Source organism: Brevundimonas sp., from assembly GCF_023259385.1.
In the GTDB taxonomy this organism is placed as follows: domain Bacteria; phylum Pseudomonadota; class Alphaproteobacteria; order Caulobacterales; family Caulobacteraceae; genus Brevundimonas.
On the sequence record NZ_JAHFPF010000123.1, the window covers coordinates 4,048 to 10,041 of the forward strand.

General features: G+C 68.4%; 5 protein-coding genes and 1 pseudogene. All 6 read right to left on the reverse strand.

The genetic code is table 11. The features are described 5' to 3' along the window. Window positions 1–271: hypothetical protein (locus Q0C81_RS10570; protein WP_291837306.1), on the reverse strand; the 271-nt coding region annotated here is incomplete at its 3' end. An 89-nt stretch (window positions 272–360) separates the two neighbouring features. Further along, window positions 361–1,689, reverse strand: a complete 1,329-nt coding sequence (locus Q0C81_RS10575; RefSeq protein WP_291837308.1) for a peptidoglycan DD-metalloendopeptidase family protein — start codon at window positions 1,687–1,689, stop codon at window positions 361–363. Between the two features lie 233 nt (window positions 1,690–1,922). Continuing rightward, window positions 1,923–2,369 (reverse strand): DUF305 domain-containing protein, encoded by a 447-nt coding sequence (locus Q0C81_RS10580; RefSeq protein ID WP_291837310.1) that lies wholly within the window; start codon window positions 2,367–2,369, stop codon window positions 1,923–1,925. After that, a complete protein-coding gene (locus tag Q0C81_RS10585) occupies window positions 2,366–4,456 on the reverse strand; it encodes a heavy metal translocating P-type ATPase (protein ID WP_291837312.1) in 2,091 nt (696 codons plus the stop codon). Before Q0C81_RS10585 ends, Q0C81_RS10580 begins: the two co-directional genes overlap by 4 nt. A gap of 241 nt (window positions 4,457–4,697) precedes the next feature. Next, window positions 4,698–5,606 carry a cation diffusion facilitator family transporter gene (locus tag Q0C81_RS10590; RefSeq protein ID WP_291837314.1) on the reverse strand — a complete coding sequence of 303 codons (909 nt, stop codon included), beginning with the start codon at window positions 5,604–5,606 and terminating at the stop codon, window positions 4,698–4,700. After that, window positions 5,603–5,994 (reverse strand): annotated as a pseudogene (locus Q0C81_RS10595) (hypothetical protein); the annotation flags it as partial. The gene Q0C81_RS10590 and the pseudogene Q0C81_RS10595, both read right to left, overlap by 4 nt.

Here is a 5,994-nt window from a genome sequence, read left to right on the forward strand (position 1 = left end):
GGCCGTAGCGCGTCTCGCGCGGTCTGGCGGGGATCAAAGGGTCGGGCCCCGCCGGCGGGAGGGTCTGGCAATGGATGACGCAGGATCGGAGGCAATGCGGATCAGCGGCTTCCGGAGCCGGCGCGACAGGAGCGGACGCCTCCGCGCTCGCGCCGATCCGATCACAGGCCGAGGCGGTCTCCCTTGCGGTCGCCGCACCGGAGGCGAACAGCACCGCGAAAACCGCCAGGACGACGGCGCCGGCGAGGACCAGGCGGCGATGAACGTTCATCCCGCATCCATACGCTCTCGTCGCGCGGAATGTTACGCCCTTTCGGCCGCCTCGCCTGCCCGGTCCAACGGTCTGGCGCGCGGCCGCGGTCATGCGGCGGCGCGACCGGGCGTCGCGGCAGGACGGCGCTCGCCGCCGGCGGCGAGGATGCGGTCGATCCGGGCTTTTTCGACGCGGAAGGCGGCGAGGTCGGAGGCGGCCAGACCGGGACGACGATTCGACGTGACGCCTGCCGGGTCCACCCGCTGGCCCCGTTTCCAGACTTCGTAGTGCAGATGCGGCCCCGTCGATGCGCCTGTCGAGCCCACGTAGGCGACGACCTCGCCCTGGCTCACTCTCTGTCCCGCGCGCAGTCCGGGCGCGAATCGGGACAGGTGCGCATAGCCCGACTCCAGGCCGCTGGGATGCCGGATGCGAACCCAGTTGCCGTAACCACCCCAGCGCCGGGCCTCGACCACGACGCCGTCGGCGGGGGCGCGCACGGGCGTTCCCATGCCAGCGGCGAGATCGGCGCCTTCATGTCTCTTGCCGATGCCCGAGATCGGATGGCGCCGCGGTCCGAAGGCGGAACTGACCCGCATCCTGTCCAGCGGCGCGCGCATGACATCGGTCCGCACATTCACGCCGGCGGCGTCGAAATAACCCGCCTCGCGCGCGCCCACCGGCTTGAACCGATAGAGGGCCCGGCCCTTCATCGCGACATACAGCAGCTCGCCCGCATCGATCGTGCGGCCGCCATCCGTGACCGTCCGGTCGAACGCCAGGGCGAAGCGGTCGCCGGCCTTCACGCCACCAGGGGTCCCGATCAGTTCCGCCACGGCGCGAGAAACCTGAGCACTGGCGCCCGTCGCGCGAAGGGACGACGCCAGGGATCCCTCGACCTCGCCCTTGGCGACCCGTGTCTCCTGCATGACGGTTTCGTCGAGCGACCGAAGGCGCAGCGCACCGTCGAACGTCCGCGAGACTGTCAGTTGGCTCACCGGGCCGGTTCGCAGCGTCAGACCGATGAGATGACGATCGCCGCGCGGGGTGCGATGCCGCGAGATGGCCGTCTCGAAACGTTGACCGGGCCGGAGGTCGCGGACATCCAACGCGCGCCCGAGGGCGTCGACCAGCGTTCGCGTTTCTCCCGCTCCGATCCCTGTGCGCTGCACCGCCTGTTCGAACGTCTCACCCTTGCGGATTTCCACGGGAACCGATTCCGGAATCGTCAGTCCGGCGGGCGCACCCGCGCTCGCCAGGGCCTCGGCCTCGAGAATCCTTGCCTGTGCGGGCGACAGCGCGACCGCGGCCTGGGCCTCGGCCTTCACCGGCGGCTGGACCCGTCCCGCCAACAGCGCCACGGTCATGGCCGCCGCGGCGGTCAGGAGTTGCGGCGCGAAGCGCGCTGGCCGAGTGCGGGGATCGAATTGCGACATGGATTCCAGGGCGGCGGCGACGCGGCGACGCGTCCGGAAACTTGCAGGGCCGGGGCTCCGAGGCGCAGCGCGCGCGATCAGCGCAACTCCATCGCGGCCTGACCGAGCCAACCCCAAACAATATTGCCCCGGACCGCTTGTCATTCAAGCACTTGCAGGTGCAGGGCCGGGGGCCACATCGTCGCACCATGCGTCCTCGGCGGCCGCCCTGCACCGTTTTCCGGCCACGGGCGTCAGGATCTGACGTCCGTTTGCGCGGCGTCCTCGTGGCGCGCAAGCAAGATCCTCATCCGGATGATCTCGGCTTCCTGGGCGGCGATGATCTCGCGGGCGAGGCTTTGCACGTCCGGGGCCTCGCCGTGCTCGACGGCGATCTTGGCCATGGCTATGGCGCCTTCATGGTGCGCGATCATGCCGCGAAGGAAATCAACGTCGGCGTCGCCCGTATAGGCGATGGCCATCCCCCGGTGCATCCGGTCGCTCGCGTCCCGATAGGCCTGGGTCGAGGGAGCCTCCCCCGGCGTCGCGCCCTGGGGCGGATGAGCAGCGACATCCCGGGCGGATGATGAGGGGGGCGCCGCCTCTGACGCAGGCCGCGACCGTCCCGACACCATGCCAAAGGCGAAGGCGGACAGCGCGAGGAAGATTGCGATGACGGAAAGCCATCCGATCCGCTTCATGACGTTTTTCCCTTCGGCTCTGGATCTGCGGCGGCGGCCACGCGGTCCAGGGAGCCGGCGCGGCGGGTCGGGTCGCGGTAGCCGAGGAGCCGGAGGGCATTGAAAACGACCAGAAGGGTCGAGCCCTCGTGCATCGCCACGGCGGGTCCGATGCCAAGTCCGAAGATGGTGGCGGGCACGAGGAAGGCCACCACCCCAAGGCTGACGACGAGGTTCTGCAGGATGATGCCGCGGGTCCTGCGGCTCAGACCCACGGCGAACGGCAACTGCGCCAGATCGTCGGACATCAGGGCGACGTCGGCGGTCTCCAGGGCGACATCGGAACCGGCCGCGCCCATGGCGATGCCCACGGTTGCCGTAGCCATGGCGGGGGCGTCGTTCACGCCGTCCCCGACCATGGCGATCTTGCCTTCGGCGCGCAGTCGTTTGATGGCCTCCACCTTGTCCTCAGGCATGAGGTCGCCCCAGGCTTCGGACAGGCCGACCTGGCTGGCGATCGCCTGGGCCGCCTTCTGGTGGTCTCCGGAGATCATGATCATCCGCGACACGCCCAGGGCGCGCAGGGCCTCCAGCGTGGTGCGCGCCGCCGCTCTGGGCGTGTCCAGCAGGCCGATCACGCCAAGATCGCGTTCGCCCCGGCGCACGACCATCAACGTGCGGCCCTCCAGCCGGAGCCGCGTCACGGCCGCCTCCGCCTCCTTGCCGAGGGGAGCAACGCCGTCGACGCCGAACATCTCGGGCTTGCCTATGAGGATCGTCGCGCGCTCGAGCTGAGCGGTCACCCCCTTCCCGGTGAGGCTCTTCAACTCCGACGCCGCAGGGATCGCCGCGCCCTTGAGACGCTCCACGCCGTCGCGCACGATGGCTTCCGCCAGGGGATGGTCGCTCAGCCGTTCTACGGCGACGGCGGTCATCAGCACATCCGTTTCGCTAGCGCCGCCCAAGGGCACGATGTCCGTGATGCGGGGCCGCCCTTCCGTCAGGGTGCCGGTCTTGTCGAAGGCGATGGCGTTGAGCGAGCCGAGGTTCTCAAGCGGCGCGCCGCCCTTGATCAGGACGCCCGCCCGGGCCGCCCGCGCAACGCCGGAGAGGACGGCGCTGGGCGTGGCGATGGCCAAGGCGCACGGGCTGGCCGCCACCAGCACCGCCATGGCCCGGTAGAAGCTGTCGCGGAACGGCTCGTCGACCACGACCCAGGCGAAGAGCAGGACGAAGGCGAGGCCGAGGACCAGGGGAACGAAGATGCGTTCGAAGCGGTCGGTGAACCGCTGGGTCGGGGATTTCTGGGTCTCCGCCTCGCTGACCATGCGAACGACCTTGGCCAGGGTCGTGTCGGTGGACTTGCGCGTCGTCTCGATTTCGATCGAGCCTGCTCCATTGATGGTGCCGGCGAAGACGATGGAGGCAGAGCCGATCTGGGCGGGTCGCGCCCGGGCCGCAGCGGCGTCGGGGACCGGCTGCTTATCGACCGGCATGCTTTCGCCGGTGACCGGGGCCTGATTGATGCTGGTCGCCCCGACCACAACGAACCCGTCCGCCGGCAGCCTCTCGTTTGGCCGGACGACGACCGTGTCGCCGACATTGACCGCCTCGACCGGCACTTCCACAACCTTGTCGCCGCGGCGTACATGGGCCGTGCGGGGCGTGAGGTCGGCCAGGGCCTCGATCGCGCGTTTTGCGCGACCCATGGCGTAGTTCTCAAGTGCGTGGCCGATGCTGAACAGGAAGAGGAGCAGCGCGCCCTCCGCCCATGCTCCCAGCGCCGCCGCGCCGGCGGCGGCCACAAGCATCAGCGTGTCGATCTCGAAGCGCTTGTTGCGCAGGTTTTCGAAAGCCTCACGGACCGTGAAGAAGCCGCCGAAGCCATAGGCGACCACATAGAGAGCCAGGGCCAGCCAGACCGGGACGCCGGGCGCGAGTTGTTCGAGGCCGAAGCCCAGGGCCAGGGCCGCGCCGCTCGCCAGGGCGAAGATCACCTCCGTGTTCGACCCGAACACCCCGCCATGCGCATGGGCGTCGGCCCCCGCCTTTTCACTCGCATGGTCATGGCCGTCGCCGGCTTGATGATCAGTATCGGACGAACTCATCGGACCGCTTCCTCGTTGTCTTCGGTGCGCGCATCTCGCAGGATTTCCACCCCGCCCTCGACTGCGATGGCGCCTGCACGGACGTCGAAATTCACGCTCTCCGCGACCGGTGCAAACAGCGGACCCGCGCGGCCGCGACAGGATCGGCCCTGCCGGCGGCGGTGGGGAAAGCCTGACGTCCCGGCAGCGCGCATCCTGGCGCCGCCGGAGAGAACTCACGATGAGGATCCTGCGCTGACGATCAGCGATGTCCTTTTTCGGCATCGCCCGTTCCTCGTGCATCCCTGGCCCCGCCTTCTTCGATCTGCACTGTGGCGTGATCGATGCCATGGACAGCCTTCAGCTGTTCAAGAACGCCCAGGCGCACCGTTTCAAAGACCTGACCCTCCGTCAGCGACACGTGGACGGACCCGTTCACATCGTCGCTGCCGGTTCCCCACAGGTGAAGGTCGTGAACCTCGGCCACCCCGGGCACGCCGGCGATGGTCGCTCGCACGGCTGGAAGCGACAGTCCCTTGGGCACGCCCTCAAGCAGGATATGCGTCGTGTTTCTCAGCAGGACCCAGGTCCGCGGCAGGACCCACAGCCCGATCCCGATAGCCACGACAGGGTCAACCCAGGTCCAGCCCATCAGCATGATCAGGACGGCTCCCCCGATCACGCCAACGGAGCCCAGCATATCGGCCCAGACCTCCAGATAGGCGCCTTTCATGTTCAGGCTTTTCGCGGCGCCGGACGCCAGCAGGCGCATGGAGATCAGGTTCACCACAAGGCCGAGCGACGCCACCGCCAGCATCCCGAAAGAGCCCACCGGCTCAGGGTTCAGGAGACGCAGCACCCCTTCATAGAGGACGTACCCCGCTACGAGGAATAGCAGCACCGCGTTGAAGGCAGCGGCGAGGATCTCGAAGCGACGGTATCCGAATGTGCGAAGATCGTCGGCTGGCCGCTCCCCGATCTTGATGGCGGCAAGCGCGATGGCCAGCGCAGCGACGTCGGTGAGCATATGCGCTGCGTCCGAGAGCAGGGCGAGGCTCTTGAACACCACCGCGCCCACCACTTCGGCGACAAGAAACGTCCCCGTCAGGACCAGGGCCCAGGTCAGCCGTCGGCTGCTGGCCCCTGCGCCATGTTCGTGACCTTTGCTCATGCCTCGTCTCCATGAGAATGGCTGTGATCGTGGGTTTTCCCGGCGTGGGCCCTGACCGATGCGGGGTCGCTGCTGGCGACGCCTGTGCAAGGTTCAAGCGTGGCGTGGGCGATCGCGAAGTCGCTTTTCAGCATCGCGCGAATGCGGGTCTTGATCTCTTCGAACGCCTTCATCGATCCCGTGTCGGGGACGATGTGCGCCTCCAGCGACCGCGTGTGTTCGTCGAGGCTCCAGACGTGAACATGGTGGAGACTCTTGACGCCGGAAACAGCGGCGACAGCAGCAACGATCCGATCATATTCCAGGTCGTCGGGCGTCGCGCCCATCAGGATGCGGATGGTGCGGGGCAGGAGCGAAAAGCCTTGCCAGAGCACATAGGCGGAGATCA

Coding starts and splice junctions, on each gene's coding strand:
- Q0C81_RS10580 (WP_291837310.1), bottom strand. CDS start 2,369: ATGAAGCGGATCGGATGGCTTTCCGTCATCGCAATCTTCCTCGCGCTG.
- Q0C81_RS10590 (WP_291837314.1), bottom strand. CDS start 5,606: ATGAGCAAAGGTCACGAACATGGCGCAGGGGCCAGCAGCCGACGGCTG.
- Q0C81_RS10585 (WP_291837312.1), bottom strand. CDS start 4,456: ATGAGTTCGTCCGATACTGATCATCAAGCCGGCGACGGCCATGACCAT.
- Q0C81_RS10575 (WP_291837308.1), bottom strand. CDS start 1,689: ATGTCGCAATTCGATCCCCGCACTCGGCCAGCGCGCTTCGCGCCGCAA.